The organism is Stenotrophomonas sp. NPDC077420, from assembly GCF_044543385.1.
Classification (GTDB): Bacteria; Pseudomonadota; Gammaproteobacteria; order Xanthomonadales; family Xanthomonadaceae; genus Stenotrophomonas.
In genome coordinates this window covers 16,096-33,780 of sequence record NZ_JBITVZ010000001.1, presented here as the reverse complement: position 1 = coordinate 33,780, position 17,685 = coordinate 16,096, and the positions used below count along the sequence as shown (strand labels likewise).

The 17,685-nt window shown below is 67.0% G+C and carries 17 protein-coding genes; 8 read left to right on the top strand and 9 right to left on the bottom strand.

Annotation, left to right across the window (positions count from 1 at the left end; all coding sequences use genetic code 11):
- Positions 1-67 precede the first annotated feature (67 nt).
- Entirely contained in the window at positions 68-1,975 is a 1,908-nt protein-coding gene (locus ACIGII_RS00125) for an asparagine synthetase B family protein (protein WP_399637512.1), read from the top strand.
- 147 nt (positions 1,976-2,122) lie between these two features.
- Here ACIGII_RS00125 and ACIGII_RS00120 read toward each other — a convergent pair whose 3' ends face one another.
- Positions 2,123-2,830 carry a basic secretory protein-like protein gene (locus ACIGII_RS00120; RefSeq protein WP_399637511.1) on the bottom strand — a complete coding sequence of 236 codons (708 nt, stop codon included), beginning with the start codon at positions 2,828-2,830 and terminating at the stop codon, positions 2,123-2,125.
- On the opposite strand from ACIGII_RS00120, the gene ACIGII_RS00115 reads away from it, so the two are divergent.
- Together ACIGII_RS00115 and ACIGII_RS00110 are read left to right on the top strand one after the other, a co-directional pair.
- A complete protein-coding gene (locus ACIGII_RS00115) occupies positions 2,829-2,984 on the top strand; it encodes a hypothetical protein (protein ID WP_399637508.1) in 156 nt (51 codons plus the stop codon). The two genes, ACIGII_RS00120 and ACIGII_RS00115, sit on opposite strands and share 2 nt — an antisense overlap.
- A gap of 160 nt (positions 2,985-3,144) precedes the next feature.
- Entirely contained in the window at positions 3,145-5,892 is a 2,748-nt protein-coding gene (locus ACIGII_RS00110; RefSeq protein WP_399637506.1) for a TonB-dependent receptor plug domain-containing protein, read from the top strand.
- A 125-nt stretch (positions 5,893-6,017) separates the two neighbouring features.
- On the opposite strand, the gene ACIGII_RS00105 is transcribed toward ACIGII_RS00110, so the two are convergent.
- Together ACIGII_RS00105 and ACIGII_RS00100 are read right to left on the bottom strand one after the other, a co-directional pair.
- Positions 6,018-7,520 (bottom strand): YifB family Mg chelatase-like AAA ATPase, encoded by a 1,503-nt coding sequence (locus tag ACIGII_RS00105; protein ID WP_399637504.1) that lies wholly within the window; start codon positions 7,518-7,520, stop codon positions 6,018-6,020.
- Positions 7,521-7,630: 110 nt separating this feature from the next.
- Complete coding sequence (locus ACIGII_RS00100; protein ID WP_399637501.1) at positions 7,631-7,897, bottom strand: accessory factor UbiK family protein; 267 nt, start codon at positions 7,895-7,897, stop codon at positions 7,631-7,633.
- A 76-nt stretch (positions 7,898-7,973) separates the two neighbouring features.
- Between ACIGII_RS00100 and ACIGII_RS00095 the strand changes: the two genes are divergently transcribed.
- Positions 7,974-8,312 (top strand): P-II family nitrogen regulator, encoded by a 339-nt coding sequence (locus ACIGII_RS00095; protein WP_145478873.1) that lies wholly within the window; start codon positions 7,974-7,976, stop codon positions 8,310-8,312.
- A gap of 29 nt (positions 8,313-8,341) precedes the next feature.
- Here ACIGII_RS00095 and ACIGII_RS00090 read toward each other — a convergent pair whose 3' ends face one another.
- Positions 8,342-8,989: an RIO1 family regulatory kinase/ATPase gene (locus ACIGII_RS00090; protein ID WP_399637498.1), complete on the bottom strand. Its 648-nt coding sequence runs from the start codon at positions 8,987-8,989 to the stop codon at positions 8,342-8,344.
- 422 nt (positions 8,990-9,411) lie between these two features.
- Between ACIGII_RS00090 and ACIGII_RS00085 the strand changes: the two genes are divergently transcribed.
- Entirely contained in the window at positions 9,412-10,317 is a 906-nt protein-coding gene (locus ACIGII_RS00085) for an aspartyl/asparaginyl beta-hydroxylase domain-containing protein (protein WP_399637496.1), read from the top strand.
- 476 nt (positions 10,318-10,793) lie between these two features.
- On the opposite strand, the gene speE is transcribed toward ACIGII_RS00085, so the two are convergent.
- Entirely contained in the window at positions 10,794-11,648 is an 855-nt protein-coding gene (gene speE, locus ACIGII_RS00080; RefSeq protein WP_399637493.1) for a polyamine aminopropyltransferase, read from the bottom strand.
- Positions 11,649-11,844: 196 nt separating this feature from the next.
- On the opposite strand from speE, the gene speA reads away from it, so the two are divergent.
- Positions 11,845-13,734: an arginine decarboxylase gene (speA, locus tag ACIGII_RS00075; protein WP_399637490.1), complete on the top strand. Its 1,890-nt coding sequence runs from the start codon at positions 11,845-11,847 to the stop codon at positions 13,732-13,734.
- Positions 13,735-13,816: 82 nt separating this feature from the next.
- Positions 13,817-14,140 carry a DUF6122 family protein gene (locus ACIGII_RS00070; RefSeq protein ID WP_399637488.1) on the top strand — a complete coding sequence of 108 codons (324 nt, stop codon included), beginning with the start codon at positions 13,817-13,819 and terminating at the stop codon, positions 14,138-14,140.
- Between the two features lie 101 nt (positions 14,141-14,241).
- On the opposite strand, the gene ACIGII_RS00065 is transcribed toward ACIGII_RS00070, so the two are convergent.
- From ACIGII_RS00065 to ACIGII_RS00055, 3 genes are read right to left on the bottom strand one after another with little or no spacing between them, the layout of a single operon-like run.
- Complete coding sequence (locus ACIGII_RS00065) at positions 14,242-15,567, bottom strand: ATP-binding protein (protein ID WP_399637485.1); 1,326 nt, start codon at positions 15,565-15,567, stop codon at positions 14,242-14,244.
- Positions 15,564-16,226, bottom strand: coding sequence for a response regulator transcription factor (locus ACIGII_RS00060; protein WP_399637483.1), 663 nt, complete (start codon positions 16,224-16,226; stop codon positions 15,564-15,566). The genes ACIGII_RS00065 and ACIGII_RS00060 overlap by 4 nt, the downstream gene beginning before the upstream one ends.
- On the bottom strand, positions 16,226-16,525 hold the full coding sequence (locus tag ACIGII_RS00055) for a PepSY domain-containing protein (RefSeq protein WP_399637480.1): 300 nt from the start codon (positions 16,523-16,525) through the stop codon (positions 16,226-16,228). The genes ACIGII_RS00060 and ACIGII_RS00055 overlap by 1 nt, the downstream gene beginning before the upstream one ends.
- Before the next feature lie 144 nt (positions 16,526-16,669).
- On the opposite strand from ACIGII_RS00055, the gene ACIGII_RS00050 reads away from it, so the two are divergent.
- Positions 16,670-17,104 carry a PepSY domain-containing protein gene (locus ACIGII_RS00050; RefSeq protein ID WP_399637477.1) on the top strand — a complete coding sequence of 145 codons (435 nt, stop codon included), beginning with the start codon at positions 16,670-16,672 and terminating at the stop codon, positions 17,102-17,104.
- A 21-nt stretch (positions 17,105-17,125) separates the two neighbouring features.
- On the opposite strand, the gene ACIGII_RS00045 is transcribed toward ACIGII_RS00050, so the two are convergent.
- Positions 17,126-17,626, bottom strand: coding sequence for a hypothetical protein (locus ACIGII_RS00045; protein WP_399637474.1), 501 nt, complete (start codon positions 17,624-17,626; stop codon positions 17,126-17,128).
- Between the last annotated feature and the right edge of the window lie 59 nt (positions 17,627-17,685).

Here is a 17,685-nt window from a genome sequence, read left to right as displayed (position 1 = left end):
TGGCCCTCGCCCATGCGTGGGCACACCCTGAGGCAGCCATGGCGGCGTGGATCGGGTGGAGCAGTACGTGTCTGCAATCGCAGGAAGTTGGATCGTCCATCGGGACGTGGGCGACAGTGAACTGGGCGCGACGGCCAGGCGCCTGACCCTCTCGCTTGCCCACCGTGGCGGGCATCGCCAGCCGCTGGCGCGATCAGGCGTTGGCCTTGCGCTGGCCGCGGTGTCGGGCTCGGATGTCGCGTCCAACATTGCCGAGAGCCCGGATGGCCGCTATGTGGTGGTCACCGGTGGCGCAGTCGGTGACCCCTTCAACCGGCTGGGCGCCGCGCCGGCGCATGCCATCGCGCGCCTGCTGGTCGGCACCGGCACCGTCGACGCGCTGCGCCGTACGCCGGAGGCCGTGAGCGTTGCCATCTGGGATCACTGCGAGCGCAGCTTGACGCTCTCCCGTGACCGCATCGGACACAGCGACCTCTACTACAGCTGCACCGCGTTCGGTCTGGTGTTCTCTTCGGAACTGAAGACGCTCACCCATGAATGCATGGGCGGATGCGAGGTCGACCCGCAGGCGGTGTCGCAGCTGCTTCGCTACGGCTACATCCCGGCCCCTGCTACCGTCTACCGGGGCGTGTACAAGCTGCCGGCAGGCACGATGCGCGTGTTCCATGAAGCACAACTGCGCGCCGGACGGCGCAGCGACGCAGTCGCCGGACCGTTCACCCCGCACTGGAGCCTGAAGCACGAGGCGGAAACCCGCATGGCCGCGCGCGCGTCCAGCCCCCTCGACGCCTCGGTGGATGCGGTGATCACCGCGCTTGAGGATGCCATCGGTCGGTCGCGCAGCGCACGCACCGCGTGCCTGCTGTCGGGCGGCGTCGACTCCAGCCTGATCACCGCACTGCTGCAGCGGCAGAGCGCGGCAGCCGTGGAAACCATCTCGGTGGGCTTCGATGCGCCGGGCCACGATGAGTCGGACTGGGCGGCGGAGGTGGCCACCCATCTGCGCACGCGCAACACGCGCTTGATGATGGACGATGCAGGTGCACTGCGGCTGGTGGAGCGCGCCGCGCGCGTGTATTGCGAACCCTACGCCGACTCGTCGGCGATTCCCACCCTGCTGGCGGCCGAAGCTGCGGGTGCGTCGTGCCGCACCATCCTGACCGGCGATGGTGGCGACGAACTGTTCTTTGGCCATGCCGCGTATGTGAAATCGCTGCGCAACCATGGCATGGCCCGCCGCGTTCCCGGCGCCGTGCGCCGCGTGCTGGGCGCCTGCGCGGCGCGCAACCCCGAGCGGGCGCGGCTGGGCGGCCTGGCGGCGTTGATCTCGGAGGCGGCGTCCGGGTCGCTGGCGGAAACCTACCTGGCGCGTGTCTCGCGCTGGCGCGATCCGTCGCGCGCGCTGCGGGCCGCCCACGAGCCGCCGCGGCAGTTCCTGGACCCGGCGCTGCACCCGGCCTGCGCACACCGCGCGGAGCTGCTGCTGTTCCTCGACCAGAGCAACGAGTTGAGCGAAGGGCTGATGACCAAGTCCGACCGTGCATTCGGCGCGCATGGCGTGCACGCGCGCAGCCCCTTCCTCGACCCGGAGGTACTCTCGCTGGCGTGGGGCATGCCGTTCGAGCACAAGCTGCACCATGGCGAAACCAAGGCGGTGCTGAAGCGCGCACTGGAGCGCTTCCTGCCCGAGCACTACGTGCGGCGCCCGAAGAAGGGCTTCGGCGCACCGGTGGCGCGCTGGCTGAAAGGGCCGCTACGCGACTGGGCCGAGGACCTGCTCGACCCGGTCGCCCTGCGCGATCGCGGCATCCTGGACGAAACGGTGGTTGCCGGTATGTGGCGATCGTTCCTCGATGGCAACAGGAAGTATCACACCCACCTGTGGCCGGTACTGATGTTCCAGGCGTGGGATCGCGAATGGAATGGGCCCAATGCGGGGGCGCAGGCGTTCCATGCACGGATCAACGCAGCATGACGCGCGTGCATGCCGCGCCGCGCACGTGCTACCGGCGGGCGCGCGCCAGACGGCTGGTTTCGAGGGCCTGCCGGTGGCTCCGGCGAGGCTGCAGACGGGCCCCCGGTCTCAACGAAGGCTTCGTCATCAAGGACTGACCGCCTGCGGTTACGCCTGCTGGCCCGTACCTTGGGCGGCAACGTAGGCCTTCCACAACGCGGGCAGGTCATTGCCGGTGTGCTGCTTCCACAGCGCAGGGGTGTAGCGGCCCTGGCGCAGGGCGCCATCCAGTGCCTTGACCAGACCCGGATGGGCTGCCTCACTCCACTTCAGGAACGCGCCGGTCACGCGGTAGCCGGTGTCCACGTTGTGCTCGGGCTTGATGTGCGTGGGCAGTGCCCAGCCGCCCGACGCGTTGTCCACACCGTACACGTCGCGTGCATAGTCGGCGATGCCTTCCACCAGCCACGACGGCGCCTGTTCGCTGGCATAGCCCGGGTAGCCCTGCACGATATGCATCGCCTCATGGGTGACCAGGTCGGTGTCATTCGGGTGCTTCACCAGCCAGCACGGATTGATGGTGATGGTGGCCGACTTCTCCTTCTCGCCCACGTAGGCAACACCGTCGTAGGACGGATCCATGACGATGCGCACGCGGTCCGGCGCGCCGGGGTGGAAGTCGGCGCGCTCGCGTGGGTAGGCAGAGAAGAACGTCGCGATGATGCGGTCGCGCACGTCGGCAACCGTACTGCCGCTCGGGTCCTGGTAGGTCAGGGTGACGCCCTGGCGGGTCTGCTGGATGTCGGCCGCCTGCACGGCAGGGACGGCGAGGGTGGCAGCAATGACGGGGGCGATCAGGCAACGGCGCAGACGCATGCAGGGCACTCCGGAAGATGACGGGATGGCGCGGATCCACCACAGCGAGATCCTGCTGCAGTGCGGCACTGGAGGGTTGCCGGCCGGGGACATCGAAACCGACAAACACGCCGATCCTGCTACACGGCTCACCACCACCGCAAGTGCCATTTAGTTCGATCTAAGCACCGGGAAATAGTTTCATTTCAAATTGTTGACAGGAAATTTAGATCGATCTAGAAAAGCGGGTCCCCACCCCCCCACGGAACCTGCCCACACCCCAACCTTCCCGCGCCTGCCTGGCACAGGGAGACCTTGTACTGGAGAGCTGCAAGATGAAGCGCACGTTGCTGTCGTTGCTGGTGTCGTCCGTACTTTTCCATCCCCTGGCCGCACAGGCCCAGGCGTCCCCCTCCGAAGACAGCGGCGCGGCGCCGGCCCCACGCCAGCTCGACGCAGTGAATGTCACCGGTTCGCTGATTCCGCGCGCCCAGATCGAAGGGCCTTCGCCGGTGACCACCATCACTGCCGAGGACATCGAGGCGCAGGGCTTCACCACGGTGTTCGACGCGCTGCGATCGCTGCCCATGGCCAACGGCTCGGTGCAGGACTCACAGGGCACCGGGTTCTACACGCCGAGCGCCAAGACGGTCAGCCTGTTCGGGCTGGACCCGAGTTACACCCTGACCCTGCTCAACGGGCGACCGCTCAACAGCTATCCGCTGGCCTACAACGGCAACACCAGCATCGTGGACATCGCCAACATTCCGCTGGGGATGGTCGAACGCATCGACGTGCTGACCGGTGGGCAGTCGTCGGTGTACGGATCATCGGCCGTGGCGGGCGTCATCAACATCGTGCTGAAGGACAAGGTGGAAGGCGCGCACTTCCGTTACCGCGCCGGGGGCTACAGTGATGGCGGCGGCTCCAGCCAGCGCTTCATCTTCAGCAACGGCCACTCGTTCGGCAACCTGGACCTGAGCTACGGGCTGGAGTACACCAAGCAGAAGCCCATCTTCGCCTCCGACCGCAGCTACATCGACAGCGTCAACGACAGCCCGACCGGCCCGCAGGATCCCTCGCGTACCTTCCTGCGCATGCAGATGTCCCCCAACGGCTACATCGACCCGGGCCAGGCGACCTGTGCACCCCTGTCCTACCTGTTCGGTGGCAGTACCACCTACGCACACCGCAACGCCGCGGGCACCGGCTATTACTGCGGCAGCCCGGACAATGTCGGCACGGCAACGCTCTACAACAAGAGCGAGGACGTGAACGCCACCACGTTCCTGCGCTACCACCTCAGCGAAACCACGGAGCTGTACTCGGACATCCTCTTCAGCTTCGGACGGCCCACCTATTCCGGCGGCAGCCCGTTATGGAACAAGACCTTCTACAACCAGACCAGCGGCAACTACGAGCAGTGGCAGCGCATCTATGCACCCGAGGAAGTGGGCATGGACGCGAAGGACCAGCGCGTCTACACCCGCTCGCTGAACATCACCGCCGGCGCCCGCGGCGGGCTGGGCGACACCGGGTTCGACTACGACGTGTACGTGAACCGTTCCAGCACCGACGTCACCCGCAAGTCCACCGACTTCCTGGCCGTGGGCGGCATCGATGACTACTACCTCGGTCCGCTGCTGGGCAGGGTAAACGGCTATGACGCTTACGCGCCGAACCTGGACGTGCTGTACCAGCCGCTGACGCGCGGTCAGTACGACCAGTTCAGCGGTACCAACCGTGCCGAATCCAACGCCTCGCGCACCGGCGTCACCGCACTGGTGACCAACACCTCGCTGTTCGGCCTGCCGGCCGGCGACGTCGGCTTTGCGATGATCCTGCAGGGCACCCGCGAGAAATTCTTCAACCAGTCGGCCGACCCCAACGCAGCCACGCTGTTCCGCGGGCAGACCGCAGGCACCTCGGCCGAAGGACAGCGCGATCTGTACGCGATAGGCGCGGAGCTGCAGGTGCCGATCTTCGACACCCTCAGCGCCAACCTGTCCGGACGCTACGACAAGTACTCCCTGCAGGGCGGGGGCGGAAACGGCAAGGCGACCTGGAAAGTGGGCCTGGAATACCGCCCCGTGGAGTCGCTGCTGCTGCGCGGCAGCTATGCCACGGCGTTCCGCTCGCCGGACATGTTCTACCTGTACTCGCGCGAGAGCAGCGGCTATACCACCAACGTGGACACCTTCCTGTGCCGGCAGGCCGGGTATACCTCCGAAAACTTCGACGAGTGCCCGCAGGCGTCGCTGTCGGTGCTCTCTTCCAGCACCGGCAACCGCGACCTGAAGGACATCACCGCCGAGACATTCACCTATGGCTTCGTGTGGTCGGCGCTGGACAACGCCCTGAACCTGTCGGTGGACTACAACTCGGTGAAGATCGAGAACGAGGTCAACATCCTCGGCACCGACAGCATCCTCACCACCGAGGCCAATTGTCGGCTGGGCACGTCGGAGAATGGCGATGTGGCGTTCGACATCAACTCGCCGACCTGCCGGCAGATCCTGGCCCAGGTGCAGCGACTGCCGGCAAATGATCCGCTGAACCCCAACGGCGTGTCCAAGGTGTTCTCCTATCCGATCAACCTGGCCAAGCAGCGCCAGACCGGTATCCAGGCGTCGGCGGATTACAAGTGGAGCGCCGGGCGCGCGGGCGACTTCGGGATCAACGCCGGCTACTACCGCTCGCTGAAGCACGAGCTGCAGCAGCAGGAAGGCGACCCGGTCTACGACATGCTGTGCTGCGGGAACTCCAATGAGCTGCGCTACCGCGCGACCTTCGGGGCAAACTGGAACATCGGCGCGTTCAGCACCAATGTCTACGGCATCCGCAACGCACCGACCTGGAACGCCATCGGTGAGGAACGCAATATCGGCCCGTGGACGACCTGGAACGCTACGGTCAACTACCGGATCAACAAGGTGGCCAGCGTGCTGCTGACCGCCAACAACCTGACCAACGAGCGTCCACCAGTGGATCGCAGCAACGGCAACTGGCCGTATTACGACCAAGGGGTTTACAACGCCTTTGGGCGGTCGATGTTCGTCGAGTTGTCGCTGGACTTCCAGTAGCAGAGCGCCGGGGTGGCCATTCGAGTGGTCACCCCGGTCGATGCTTCCGGTACCAGCTACCACGAGACACGGCTGGCGAAGCGGTTTTCATCCTGGCATTCGCGGCGACGGATCTGGTCATTCAGTCACCCCACACCCCCACGATCCACCTGCCGGTAGCCAATTGCCTCGGCCAGGTGCGCTGTCGCAATCTGCTGCTGTGCGGCCAAGTCGGCTACCGTGCGGGCCACGCGCAGAATCCGGTGCATGGATCTTGCCGAAAGCTGCAGCTGCTCCACCGCGGTTTCCAGCAACTGCTGGTCATCCGGGTCCAGGTGGCAATGCAGGTCGAGTTCGGTGGGCAACAGCTGCGCGTTGGGTTTTCCACTGCGCGCGAGCTGCACCTCGCGTGCGGCGACCACGCGTGCGCGGACCGCAAGGCTCTCCTCGCCCAACGGTGCGCCGCTGCGCAATTCGGCAGGCTCCAGGCGGGGCACCTGCACATGCAGGTCGATGCGGTCCAGCAGCGGGCCTGACACACGCCCGCGATAACGCTGGATGGCTTCACCGCTGCAGCGGCAGCGACCGCTGCGGTCGCCCGCCCAGCCGCAGGGGCAGGGGTTCATCGCGGCCACCAGCTGGAAGCGCGAAGGGAACGCGTCCGTGCGTGCGGCACGCGCCACCATCACCGTGCCGGATTCCAGGGGTTCCCGCAGCACTTCCAGCGTGTGGCGACTCCACTCGGGAAGCTCGTCCAGGAACAGCACGCCGTTGTGTGCCAGCGAGATTTCACCCGGGCGCGGATGCGTGCCGCCGCCGACCAGCGATACCGCGCTCGCAGTGTGATGCGGGGCGCGATAGGGGCGATGCCGCCAACGGGCAGTGTCGATGCCGGTACCGGTGCAGGAGGCAATGGTCGCCGTCTCCAGCGCCTCGGCTTCGGTGGCGTCGGGCAGGATGCCGGGCAGGCGCGAGGCCAGCAGGGTCTTGCCGCAGCCGGGGGTGCCGAGCAGCAGCAGGTGGTGTCCGCCGGCAGCCGCTACTTCCAGTGCACGGCGCGCCTGCTGCTGGCCGCGCACGTCGCGCAGGTCGGGAACGGACAGCGGCGTCACCGGTGCAGGTACCGCATGGGGCAGGGAGCGGCTGGCCAGGGAGGCGCACACCTCCAGGAGGGTGCGGGCCACGCGCACATCGGCGTGCTGGGCCAGCGCCGCTTCTTCGCCGTTGCCGGCAGCCAGCACCAGCGTGCGGCCCTGCTGCGCCGCGGCGATCGCGGCCGGCAGCGCGCCATCCACCCCGCGCAGTTCACCGGTCAGCGCCAGCTCGCCCAGGAATTCGTAGGTGCCCAGGAGCTGGCGGTCGATCTGGTCACTGGCGGCGAGGATGCCCAGCGCGATGGCCAGGTCGAAGCGCCCGCCCTCCTTGGGCAGGTCGGCCGGGGCCAGGTTGATCAGGATGCGTTGCTGCGGGTACTCGAAACGCGCGCACAGCAGCGCGGCACGCACGCGGTCGCGCGATTCGCGCACGGCGGCTTCGGGCAGGCCGACCATGGTGGTGTGCGGCAGGCCGCCGCTCAGCATCACTTCGATCCGTACCGCCGGTGCGGCAATGCCCACGCGCGCGCGGCTGTGCACCAGCGCAAGGCTCATGCAGGTTCCTGGGTTGGCTCAACGATCTGCGAGCTTGGCCGGAAACGGAGGGGTTGGCTGTCGGGTGGTGTAGCGCTGCGGAATCAGGAGAAACCGCGGCGCATTGTGGGTCAGGGCGCGGGACGTTCCGGCGTGGCGCTGGCCGCTTCCAGTGCGGCCACGGTCTTTTCCAGCGCTTCGAGCTTCTCGCGGGTGCGCAGCAGCACCGCACGTTGCACGTCGAATTCCTCGCGGGTGACCAGGTCCAGTTTGCCCAGGCCGGCCTGCAGGGCGCTCTTGAAGGTGGCCTGCAGTTCCTCGCGCGACTGACGCAGGCCCGGCGGGACCATGTCGCTCAGGCGGCGTGCGAGGTCATCGAGCTGGTTGAGGTCAATCATGGGGATCTCTGCGCGTGGGGCTGGCCAGGCACTAGGATAGCGGTATCCTTGCGCCGCAGATGAAGGGAGCCAACAGATGAAGATGGTCATGGCGGTGGTCAAGCCGTTCAAACTCGACGATGTCCGCGAGGCGCTGGCCGAACGCGGCGTTACCGGGATTACGGTCACCGAGGTGAAGGGGTTCGGCCGGCAGAAGGGTCACACCGAGCTGTACCGGGGCGCCGAGTACGTGGTGGATTTCCTGCCCAAGGTGAAGATCGAGGTGGCGGTCACCGATGACCAGGTCGAGGAGGTGGTGGAAGCCATCGTCAAGGCCGCCGGGACCGGAAAGATCGGTGACGGCAAGGTGTTCGTCTACGACCTGGGCAGCGTGGTGCGCATCCGCACCGGTGAGCTGGACGCCGACGCGCTGTAAGGCGATGCCGGGCTCCGCCCGGCAGGCAGTCAGGCCTTGAACCAGCGGTAGAAGCGCTTCCAGGCCACGCGCACGCCGGCCACCCAGCGGGGGTCGGCCACCTGGGCTGCTTCGGAAGCGCTGGGGCGGGCGCCGGTCAGGCGCTGGCGCATCTTGAGCAGGTTCTTCATGTCGCTGCGGCGGAGCTGACGGGACACCGGATGCACCGGCAGCCAGCGCGGGCTGCGCCACGCCGAGGTGAAGTCCACCAGTACCGGCACCCCGCCGTTGACCATCACATTGGTGCCATGCAGGTCGTTGTGGGTGATGCCGGCGGCATGCAGGCGGCTGAGCGCCAGCTGCAGCTGCTCGAACACCTCGATGCCGACCGACTGCGCGGCGCTGAGGGTCTGGCCCGGAATGAACTCCATGCCCAGCGCGAGGCCGCCGATGGTGCCCAGCAGCGCCGGGGCATGCTTCCAGCCGGCCAAACGCTGCAGGATGCGTGCCTCGCGGCGGACCAGCAGGCGGGCCACGGGCGAGAGGGGGGTGCCGCGGTAGCGGGTGTAGTCCTTGACCACCGCCGGCTGCCCGTTGAGGCAGGTGCGGTAGACGTCGGGTTCAAGCAGGCGTTCGCCGCGCTTGAGCAGCTCGGCAGGGGCGGTGTCGTCGACACACGAAGCAACAAGTGTATTCATGGCGTTCTGGGGCGACCCGGTGGTCGGCGCAAAGCGTCAGGCGTACCGGTGCTGCTGAATGGGGGCGGATGAAGATTTCGTTAATTTTAGTACTCCGCAGTACACGAAACCAGTACTTGTCAGAAAAATGTAGTACCCGGCCATGGAACAGTTCGTCGCGCAGACCATGAATCCTGCCTGCTGCAATCATTTCGTTTTCAATGAATTCAACGGGTTAGGGCTCGAGGCCCGGGTGCATGAATGCGATGAGGGTTGACCGCGGCCCGGCACGTCCCGACCATTGGCGGGCTGTAGACGCCTGTGTGGCAGTTCCGCACCCGACGGCACGCCTCCGCCGCACTTGTGCTCCCCGACGCGGGCCGGTTCCGGTCCTGCGTTCCCCTTTGCCCAGATGGGTTCCGGCGTTGGCCGGTGGAAGCTTGATGATCAAGATAATTGTGGTGGCCCTGTTCGTGGCCTGCGTGCTGTACATCCATTACCGCGGCAAGGTGCGGGCGCGCTGGTCGCGGCAGCTGCTCGACCATTCGAGCTTCATGGCGCCGATCAACGTGGTCATGTACCTGTTCTCCAAGGTGCCGACCACGCCATTCCTGGACCCCGGCAAGGATTTCCCGCAGCTGGAACCGCTGCGCGCGAACTGGACGACGATCCGTGACGAGGCGCTGGCGCTGCGTGATGCCGAGAAGATCGCCGCGTCCAGCTCCTACAACGATGCCGGGTTCAATTCGTTCTTCCGCCGTGGCTGGAAGCGCTTTTACCTGAAGTGGTATGGCCCGTCGCACCCGTCGGCGAAGCAGCTGTGCCCCAAGACCACGGCGTTGCTGGAGTCGATCCCGGATGTCCGCGCGGCGATGTTTGCCCAGCTGCCGCCGGGCAGCGAGCTGCGCCCGCACCGTGACCCGTTCGCCGGCTCGCTGCGCCTGCACCTGGGCCTGGCCACGCCGAACGACGACCGCTGCTACATCGAGGTGGACGGCATCCGCAAAAGCTGGCGCGACGGCGAATGGATGATGTTCGATGAGACCTACATCCACCACGCGCACAACGAGACCGACCAGGACCGGGTGATCCTGTTCTGCGATATTGCGCGTCCGCTGCGGTTCGGGCTGCCGGCGCTGTTCAATCGCGCGGTGGCCGCTACGCTGCTGGCCGGCGGTGCCTCGCCCAATTTTCCCGGCGATCCGACCGGTGGGGTGAACAAGGCGTTCGGTGGGTTGTACAAGGTGCGGCTGAAGGCCAAGGCGCTGCGCGCGAAGAGCGCGTTCGCCTACCACGCGATCAAGTGGGGGCTGGTGCTGCTGGTGATTGCGGGGATCTGGGCGCTGTAGTCCGGTTTCCGTGGGCCGGCCAACGGCCGGCGCTACCGGAGTGTTCCCGGTTGCAGACAAAAAAGCCCGCGCTGGCGACAGCGCGGGCTTTTTTGGGTGGGTCGCGTGACGACCAACGGTCGTCACCTACCGCGGGGTAGATACCGGCCGTGGGTCGGTACGCGATCCTGGCAGGTACCGACCGTTGGTCGATACGCGATCCCGGTAGGCACCGACCGTTGGTCGGTACGTGATCCCGGTAGGCACCGACCGTTGGTCGGTACGTGATCCCGGTAGGCACCGACCGTTGGTCGTTACGCGATCCTGGTAGGTACCGACCGTTGGTCGGTACGCGATCCTGGCAGGTACCGGCCGTGGGTCGGTACGCGATCCTGGCAGGTACCGACCGTTGATCGGTACGCGATCCTGGCAGGTACCGACCGTTGGTCGGTACGCGATCCCGGCAGGTACCGACCGTTGGTCGGTACGCTCTCCGGTCAGCCCTTCAGCGCCGCCTGCACGAACGGCGGGGTCACCAGCACGCCGGTATGCAGCGCCGCGGTGTAGTACAGCGTCTCAAAGCCCTTCGAGGCCGAATCGGCCTGGCGGAAGTCGAAGCTGCTCTGGCCCTTGCGCGCCAGGGTCACGCTCCACCAGCCGGTCGGGTAGCACGGCTGCGGGAACGGCAGGGTCTTGAACGACTGGAAGCCGGCCTTGCCCATCTCGGTGCGCATTTCGTTGATCAGGTCCAGCTGCATCAGCGGCGATTCGGACTGCTGCACCAGGATGCCGTCTTCCTTCAACGCCTTGAAGCAGCTCTCGTAGAAGGCCTTGTTGAACAGGCCCTCGCCCGGGCCGACCGGGTCGGTGGAGTCCACGATCACCACGTCCACGCTGCCGGCCGGGCAGTTGGCCATGTAAGCCACGCCGTCGTCGAACATCAGCTCGGCGCGCGGGTCATCGTTGGAATCGCACAGTTCCGGGAAGTGCTTCTCGGCCATGCGGGTGACCTGCTCGTCGATGTCACACTGGGTCACGCTCTCCACGCCCGGGTGCTTGAGCACCTCGCGCAGGGTGCCGCAGTCGCCACCGCCGATGATCACCACGCGCTTGGGCGCGGCGTGCGTGAACAGCACCGGGTGGCTGATCATCTCGTGGTAGAAGAAGTTGTCCTTGCTGGTCAGCATGATGGCGCCATCGATGGTCATCAGGTTGCCCCAGTCGGTGGTCGCGAAGATCTCGATCTTCTGGAACGGCGACTGCACTTCATCGAGCTTGCCCTTCAGGCGGTAGCCGATGGCCGAGCCGGTGCGCTCGAAATGCTCGATATACCAGTTGGTGTTGTCAGTCATGGTGTAACGGTCCTGTTCGGAGAAGTTGGAGCCGGGTTGGCGGCACGATGGCCGCGTGGTCTAGCCACGTCCGGACGGGGTCCGCGCCCTGTTCAGGTTCAATCCCCCGGGTCGGGCGCGGGCGCGCATGATAACGGAGCTGTCGCCAGTTAGGCGTTATCATGCACCCCCTTTTTTACCAACCAGGCCCACTGAAATGACCGATTGGTCCCTCGACCAAGCCCGCAAGACCTACTCGATTCCGCACTGGGCGGATGGCTACTTCGACGTGGATCAGGCTGGACACATGGTGGTGAGACCGACTGGCCAGGACGGCCCGGTGGTGTCGTTGCCCAACATCGTGGACGCCGCGCGCGCGGCCGGGGCCAAGCTGCCGCTGCTGGTGCGCTTCCCGGACATCCTGGGCCAGCGCCTGGGCAAGCTGCAGGCCGCCTTCGGCAAGGCCCAGGCCGAGTGGGACTACCCCGGTGGCTATACCGCCGTGTACCCGATCAAGGTCAACCAGCACCGTGGCGTGGCCGGCACCCTGGCCAGCCACCACGGCGAGGGCTTCGGCCTGGAAGCGGGCAGCAAGCCGGAGCTGATGGCGGTGCTGGCCCTGTCGCGCCCGGGCGGGCTGATCGTCTGCAACGGCTACAAGGACCGCGAGTACATCCGCCTGGCCCTGATCGGCCGCAAGCTGGGCCTGCAGACCTTCATCGTCATTGAAAAGCCCTCCGAGCTGAAGCTGGTGCTGGAGGAAGCCAAGGCGCTGGACGTGAAGCCGGGGCTGGGCGTGCGCATGCGCCTGGCGTCGCTGGGCGCGGGCAAGTGGCAGAACAGCGGCGGCGACAAGGCCAAGTTCGGGCTGTCCCCGCGCCAGCTGCTGGACCTGTGGAAGTCGCTGCGCGACACCGAATACGCCGACTGCCTGAGCCTGCTGCATTTCCACATGGGCTCGCAGATCTCCAACGTGCGCGACATCGCCAACGGCATGCGCGAGGCCACCCGCTACTTCGTGGAACTCTCGCGCCTGGGCGCGAAGATCACCCACGTCGACGTGGGCGGCGGGCTGGGCGTGGATTACGAAGGGACCCGTTCGCGCAGCTTCTGCTCGATCAACTACGGGCTGGATTCGTACGCGGGCAACATCGTGCAGCCGCTGGCCAATGCCTGCGAAGAGCACGGCTTGACCCCGCCGCGGATCGTCACCGAGTGCGGCCGCGCGATGACCGCGCACCACGCGGTGCTGATCGCCAACGTCTCCGAAGTCGAAGAAGCGCAGGAAGGCCGCGTGCCCGACGCGCACGACGACGAGCCCGCGGCCATCCGCCACCTGCGCGAGATCCATGACGACCTGGACCAGCGCCCGGCGGTGGAGCTGTTCCAGGAAGCGCAGCACTTCCACGCAGAAGGCCTGTCCAGCTACGCGCTGGGCCAGATCGACCTGCCGCAGCGGGCGCGCATCGACGACCTGTTCTACGCCATCGCCCATGCCGTGCGTGCGCGCCTGAGCTACGACGAGAAGAGCCACCGCCCGGCGCTGGATGAGTTGAACGAGCGCCTGGTCGACAAGTACTTCGTCAACTTCAGCGTGTTCGAGTCGATTCCCGATGCGTGGGCAATCGACCAGGTGTTCCCGATCGTGCCGATCGAGCGCCTGGACGAGCAGCCGCAGCGACGCGGCATCATCGCCGACATGACCTGCGATTCGGACGGCATGGTCAAGACCTATGTCGAGAACGAGAGCCTGGATACGTCGCTGCCGCTGCATGCGGTGAAGCCGGGCGAAAGCTACCGCATCGGGTTCTTCATGGTGGGTGCGTACCAGGAGATCCTGGGCGACATCCACAACCTGTTCGGCGACACCGACGCAGTGGAAGTGCTGGCCAGCGCCGATGGCTATGCGATCACCCAGCAGCGTCGTGGCGACACCACCGATGTGATGCTGGACTACGTGGGCTACCGCCTGGCCGACCTGCGCGCGAGCTACGCCGAACGCGTGGCGGCGGCGAACCTGTCGCCGGAACGTGCGCAGGAACTGTCCGACGCGCTGGAAGCCGGGTTGACCGGCTATACCTACCTGTCCGACGAGCCGCTGGCCTGAAGGGCGTGACCGGCATGCACGGTGATTCCCCTCCGGGCGGGACCACCGTGCGCGCGCGCACCCCCTGCAGGCAGGTGGCGGCATGAGCAGCCGCGCTGTTTTCCATCTTTTCCTGCACGCGGCCGTGCCGGCGCTGCTGGCGTGGATGTTCTGGCGCAAGCGGTTCCTGTCCGCCTGGGTGCTGCTGCTGCTCGGGTGGATCATCGACCTGGACCACCTGCTGGCGGACCCGATCTACGCGCCGAACCGCTGCAGCATCGGCTTCCATCCGTTGCATACGGTGCCGGCGATCGCGGTGTATGCGGGGTTGTGCGTGCCGAAGAAAACCCGGTTGTTCGGGATCGGCCTGATGGTGCACATCGTGCTGGATGCCATTGATTGCTGGTGGATGCACGCGGGGCGGTAGAGCCGCCTGTCAGTCGGCTGCCGCGCGAAGCGCGGGATCTGGCCGTTGGGCGTCTGTCGCCAAAGGCAGCCGACCAACAGTCAGCGCTACACGGGGGGCCGTCAACCCAATGGCAACGTCAACATCGCCTGCAACCCCGGCGCGCCATTGCGCAACACCAATCCGCCACCGTAGCTTTCGGCGATATCGGCCACGATGGCCAGTCCCAGGCCGCTGCCGGGCGCGCGCTGGTCCAGCCGCACGCCGCGGCCGAGCACGCGTTCAAGATCGGCGTCCGGCAGGCCATTGCCATCGTCGCTGACCGCGATGTGCAGGCGGCTTCCCGCTTGGGTCACCTTGACCTCAACCCGCCGCGCGGCCCATTTGCCCGCATTGTCCAGCAGGTTGCCCAGCATCTCTTCCAGGTCCTCGCGCGCACCGGCAAACACGCCTGCCGCCTGCGCATCGCAGGCAAAGGCCACGTCGCGCTCGCCGTGCACGCGCTGCATCAACCCGCACAGTGCCGCCACCACCGGCGCTACCGGGGTGCGCTGCTGGTGGTCGGCGGCCACGCCCACGGCCAGGTAGCGGTCGATGCTGGCCTGCATGCGGGCGGTTTCGCCGCGCAGGGTGCGCCGCCAGTCGCGACCATCGCCGGCCGCCTCGGTGGTCAGCACGGTGAGCGGTGTCTTCAGTGCATGCGCCAGGTCCTGGGCGCTGCGCCGCGCCCGCAGCACCATGCGGCCGTGGTGGTCCAGCAGCGCGTTGAGCTCGCCGGCCAACGGCGCGACTTCCTTGACCAGCCCCTGCTGCGGAAACCGGACGTCCTCGCCGTTGCGCACCTGTTCGGCGATCCGGCCCAGTTCGGCCAGGGGGCGCAGGCCGTAATGCACCTGGGTGACCAGCACCGCGAACCACAGCGCGATCAGCACGATCAGCGCCAGCGCCGTGCGCTGGCGGAACGCGCTCACCTGCGCGTCAAGCTGGCTGCGGTCGGTGGCCACCACCACCCGGAGCGGAGTGGCCACGCGTGGCAGGCTGACCTGCTGGGCCAGCGCGCGCAGTGGCTGCTGCAGCGGGCCGCTGGTGTCGTACGCCTGCGCAGGGCCCGTACGCAGCGTGGGGGGCGTGGCCAGTGTTTCATCCCACAACGAACGCGACTGCCCCAGCGGGCGCCCCTGCACATCCTGCAGTTGCCAATACGCGCCGGAGAACACGCGGCGGTAGTGTTCGTCGCCCAGCTCGCCGCGCACCTGCACGGCGCCCTGGGCATCGGCCTCCACCAGCGCCAGCACCGCGATCAGGTCGTTGCCCAACTGCTGGTCCATGGCCGAGCGCGCCGAGCGCTCGTACATCGCACCCAGCCACCAGGTCGCCAGCGCCGATACCAGCACCATGCCAAGGCCACCGGCCAACAGCAGGCGGCTGCGCAGCGAGCGGGTCTTCATGGCTGCGCGGAGAGGCGGAAGCCCTGGCCGCGATGGGTGTGGATCAGCGTGCTGCCCAGCTTGCGGCGGATGCGGCCGATCAGCACGTCCAGGGTATTGGAATCGGGATCGAAACCGGCTTCATACACGTGCTCGCCCAGGCGCGAACGGCTGATCACCACGTCCGGGTGGTGCATGAAGTAACTCAGGATGCGGTGCTCCTGCGGGCTCAACGGCAGCAGCACGCCGTCCAGTTCGAAGCGGCCGGCGTTGACGTCCAGCCGCAATGGACCGCACTGCAGGCGCGGGCTGGCATGGCCGGCGCTGCGGCGGATCAAGGCGCGCAGGCGCAGCAGCAGTTCTTCGGGCTGGAACGGTTTGGTCAGGAAGTCATCGGCACCGGCATCGAAGCCGGCCAGCTTGTCGTGCCAGCGGGTGCGCGCGGTCAGCACCAGCACCGGGAAATCACGCCCGGCTTCGCGCCAGCGCTCGATCACGCTCAGGCCATCCAGGCCGGGCAGGCCCAGATCGACGATCGCCGCGGCAATGTCCTCCACCTGGCCCTGGTACTCCGCGTCGATGCCCTCGCTGCTGTGGACCACCACATAGCCGGCATCCTCGAGCAGCAGCTGCAGCTGGCTGGCAAGCACGGCATCGTCCTCGGCAAGCAGGAGTCGCATCAGTCCTCTTCCATCTTCAGCAGGCGGCCACTGGTCGCATCATAGTCCAGCTCCATCACCACGCCGTTGGCGCCCAGGATTTCGATCTCGTACCGGCCGTCGTCCAGCTCCACTTCCAGCAGCTGGCCGGGGTGGCGGCGCAACGCGTCGCGCACCACCGTCTCCAGGGGCACATAGCGGCCCTGCTGCACGGCCTGGCGCACGGCCTGCTGCTGGCGCGCGCCGCCATCGAGAACCCGCATCGGGTCCTGCGCGGTGGCGGTCAACAGCAGCGGAAGCAGCAACGACAGGGCGGTCATGGCAACCCGGACAGGAAAAAGGCTGCCTACGGTATACGCGCGGCGCTTAAACGTTTCCTGACAAGCGGACTCATGCTGTGCTTAAGCGCGCTTGCCAGACTGGCGGCGCCGGGATGGTCCGGTACCTCTTTCAGGAACTCCCCCATGAACAAGCTGATCCTTGCCGCCGCCCTGGCGACCGCCTTCACCACCGCCCCGGCCTTCGCCGCCGATCTGTCCGCCGCCAACGTTCAGGCCAAGCTGCGCGCCGCCGGCTACACCCAGGTGCACGAACTGGAGCGCGATGACGGCGTGTGGGAAGCCGATGTCACCCGCGCCGATGGCAGCGCCGACGATGTGATCATCGACCCGGCTACCGGCGAAATCTTCGACCCGCGCGATGGCCGGACCATGCTCGATGCCGGTCAGATCCTCGCCCTGGCCGGCAAGGCCGGACTGACCCGGATCGAGTCGGTGGAGCGGGACGGCGCCACCTGGACGCTGGAGGCGCGCAATGCCCGCAACCAGCGCGTGGACGTGCGGATGAGCGGCCACGATGGGCGTGTGCTGAGCAGCCGCCGCGATGGCTGGTTCGACTGAGCCCCTTGGCAGGGTTGCCGGTTACCAGCCCACCGGGCCGGGACCGGCATCCCAATAGCCGCGGCCGTACCCGTAGCCACCCCCATACGGTCCATAGAAGCCAGGGCCTTTGCCCTCGCTGATCTGGATGTTGAGGTTCATGTTGCGGGTCTTGCCTTCGTCGTTGGTGTAATTCTTGTTGAGGTTCAACTCGGCGGCATTGAAGTGGGTATTGCCGAATCCCTCGGCGTAGCCGATGCCGGTGGTGATGCTGCCATTGACCCGCAGCTTGTCGTCGGTCACGCCGGCAATGCGGTTGCCCGCGGCATCACGGGGCAGGGCGCGGCGGCCGCTCTTGTCGCCATAGAAGGTACCGGGCGGGTCGCCACGCAGGGTGGGGTCGTTCATGTACTGCAGCGGTTTCTGCGGCAACGACAGGTCCAGGTCGGTGGCCGACTGCGGGCCGGTGGCGCCAGCGGCGGATTGCGCCAGCACGACGCCGGGCGCCAGCAGGCACAGCAGCAGGGAAAGCGGGCGGATCATGGTGGGCTCCGGGGCAGGCAAGGCGGCCGACAGCGCTGACGCTAGCAGCCGTTGCTTGA

Coding starts and splice junctions, on each gene's coding strand:
- ACIGII_RS00115 (WP_399637508.1), top strand. CDS start 2,829: ATGCAGGGCACTCCGGAAGATGACGGGATGGCGCGGATCCACCACAGC.
- ACIGII_RS00120 (WP_399637511.1), bottom strand. CDS start 2,830: ATGCGTCTGCGCCGTTGCCTGATCGCCCCCGTCATTGCTGCCACCCTC.
- ACIGII_RS00110 (WP_399637506.1), top strand. CDS start 3,145: ATGAAGCGCACGTTGCTGTCGTTGCTGGTGTCGTCCGTACTTTTCCAT.
- ACIGII_RS00105 (WP_399637504.1), bottom strand. CDS start 7,520: ATGAGCCTTGCGCTGGTGCACAGCCGCGCGCGCGTGGGCATTGCCGCA.
- ACIGII_RS00100 (WP_399637501.1), bottom strand. CDS start 7,897: ATGATTGACCTCAACCAGCTCGATGACCTCGCACGCCGCCTGAGCGAC.
- ACIGII_RS00095 (WP_145478873.1), top strand. CDS start 7,974: ATGAAGATGGTCATGGCGGTGGTCAAGCCGTTCAAACTCGACGATGTC.
- ACIGII_RS00090 (WP_399637498.1), bottom strand. CDS start 8,989: ATGAATACACTTGTTGCTTCGTGTGTCGACGACACCGCCCCTGCCGAG.
- ACIGII_RS00085 (WP_399637496.1), top strand. CDS start 9,412: ATGATCAAGATAATTGTGGTGGCCCTGTTCGTGGCCTGCGTGCTGTAC.
- speE (WP_399637493.1), bottom strand. CDS start 11,648: ATGACTGACAACACCAACTGGTATATCGAGCATTTCGAGCGCACCGGC.
- speA (WP_399637490.1), top strand. CDS start 11,845: ATGACCGATTGGTCCCTCGACCAAGCCCGCAAGACCTACTCGATTCCG.
- ACIGII_RS00070 (WP_399637488.1), top strand. CDS start 13,817: ATGAGCAGCCGCGCTGTTTTCCATCTTTTCCTGCACGCGGCCGTGCCG.
- ACIGII_RS00065 (WP_399637485.1), bottom strand. CDS start 15,567: ATGAAGACCCGCTCGCTGCGCAGCCGCCTGCTGTTGGCCGGTGGCCTT.
- ACIGII_RS00060 (WP_399637483.1), bottom strand. CDS start 16,226: ATGCGACTCCTGCTTGCCGAGGACGATGCCGTGCTTGCCAGCCAGCTG.
- ACIGII_RS00055 (WP_399637480.1), bottom strand. CDS start 16,525: ATGACCGCCCTGTCGTTGCTGCTTCCGCTGCTGTTGACCGCCACCGCG.
- ACIGII_RS00050 (WP_399637477.1), top strand. CDS start 16,670: ATGAACAAGCTGATCCTTGCCGCCGCCCTGGCGACCGCCTTCACCACC.
- ACIGII_RS00045 (WP_399637474.1), bottom strand. CDS start 17,626: ATGATCCGCCCGCTTTCCCTGCTGCTGTGCCTGCTGGCGCCCGGCGTC.